At 76.4% G+C, this 1,579-nt stretch carries 1 protein-coding gene; it reads right to left on the minus strand.

The window, feature by feature from the left end:
- A partial coding sequence (locus STRAU_RS37790; protein WP_203227511.1) for a polyketide synthase dehydratase domain-containing protein occupies window positions 1-1,579 on the minus strand: 1,579 nt, incomplete at both ends.

The following is a 1,579-nucleotide window of genomic DNA, read 5'->3' on the forward strand; positions in this document are numbered from 1 at the left end:
GCCCGCACCAGACGCGGCACCCACACCACGTCCCCGCGCACCGCCACCTGCGGCTCGTCCAGGTCCAGCGCCCCGGGCAGCTGCCCCAGGGCCGCCGTGGAGCCGTCGACGTCGACCAGGGCGAGCCGCCCGGGGTTCTCCGACTGGCCGCCCGGGGTTCTCCGACTGCGCCGACCGCACCAGACCCCACACCGGGGCATCCACCAGGCCCGCGGCGGACACCACGTCGCCGGAGCCCACGCCCACGGCACCGGACGTCACCACCACCAGACGGGATTCGTCGCCGCCCTCGAAGGCCAGCCACTCCCCCACGGTGCGCAGGGTGTCGTACAGCGAAGCCCGCACGGACCCGGCGACGCCCGGCGCGGGGTCGGCGGAGGCGGCGCAGGCCACGAAGACGGACTCCGGGACAGGGGCGCCGCCGTCGACCGCCGCGGCCAGTCCGGCCACGTCCGCGTACGCCGTCACCGTCGCACCGGTGCTCTCCAGCGCCGTGCGCAGCCCCAACTCGTCCGCACCCAGGACGGCGTAGGCGCTGCCGCCCGGCACGGTGGCGGGCGCGGGTGCCACGTTCCAGTCGACGCGGAACAGCGAGTCGTGGCGACCGCTCCGCTCGGCGCTCGTCTCCGGTGCGGCGACGGGCCGCAGGACGAGGGAGTCCACGGCGGCGACCGGTGCGCCGGAGGCGTCGGCGATGGACAGGGCGACGCCGTCCGTTCCGGCGGCGGCGAGGCGTACGCGGAGTGCGGACGCGCCGGTCGCGTGCAGGGTCACGCCGGTCCAGGAGAACGGCATCCGGCCCTGCTCGGTGTCGGACACGAAGGTGCCGAGGCCCAGCGGGTGCAGGGCGGCGTCGAGGAGCGCGGGGTGCAGGCCGTACGCGCCTGCCTCGGCGCGCTCCTCCTCGGGCAGCGCGACCTCCGCGAAGAGTTCGTCGCCGCGCCGCCACACGGACCGCAGCCCCTGGAACGCCGGGCCGTAGCTGAATCCGGCGGCGGCGAGGCCCTCGTACAGCGCGTCGGTCTCGGCTCGTTCGGCGTCGGCCGGGGGCCACTGGGTGAGGTCGGCGGCGGCGGGGCGGGCGGCCGGTGCCGGGGCGAGGGTTCCCGTGGCGTGGCGCAGCCAGGGCTCGTCGGACCACAGGTCGTCGTCGGAGGACGGGTCGTTGGAGGACGCCGCCTGCGGGCGCGAGTAGAGGTTCACCGGGCGGCGGCCGAAGGTGTCGGCGGCGCCGATGGCGAGCTGCATCTGTACGGCGCCGCGCTCGGGCAGGACCAGGGGTGCCTGGAGCGTCAGCTCCTCCAGGTGCGCGCAGCCGACGCGGTGCCCGGCGTGCAGGGCGAGTTCGACGAATGCCGTGGCCGGCAGCAGGACCGTGCCGCCCAGGGCGTGGCCCGCGAGCCAGGGGTGGGACGCGAGCGACAGCCTGCCGGTGAAGAGGTAGCCGTCCATGTCGGCGAGTGCGACGGCGGCACCGAACAGCGGGTGTTCCGCCGGGTGCAGGCCGGTGGCGTGGACGTCACCGGTGCCGCCGGTGCCGGGGCGCGGCCAGTAACGCTGGTGCTGGAAGGCGTACGTG

This window comes from Streptomyces aurantiacus JA 4570 (genome assembly GCF_000414115.1).
In the GTDB taxonomy this organism is placed as follows: Bacteria; Actinomycetota; Actinomycetes; order Streptomycetales; family Streptomycetaceae; genus Streptomyces; species Streptomyces aurantiacus_A.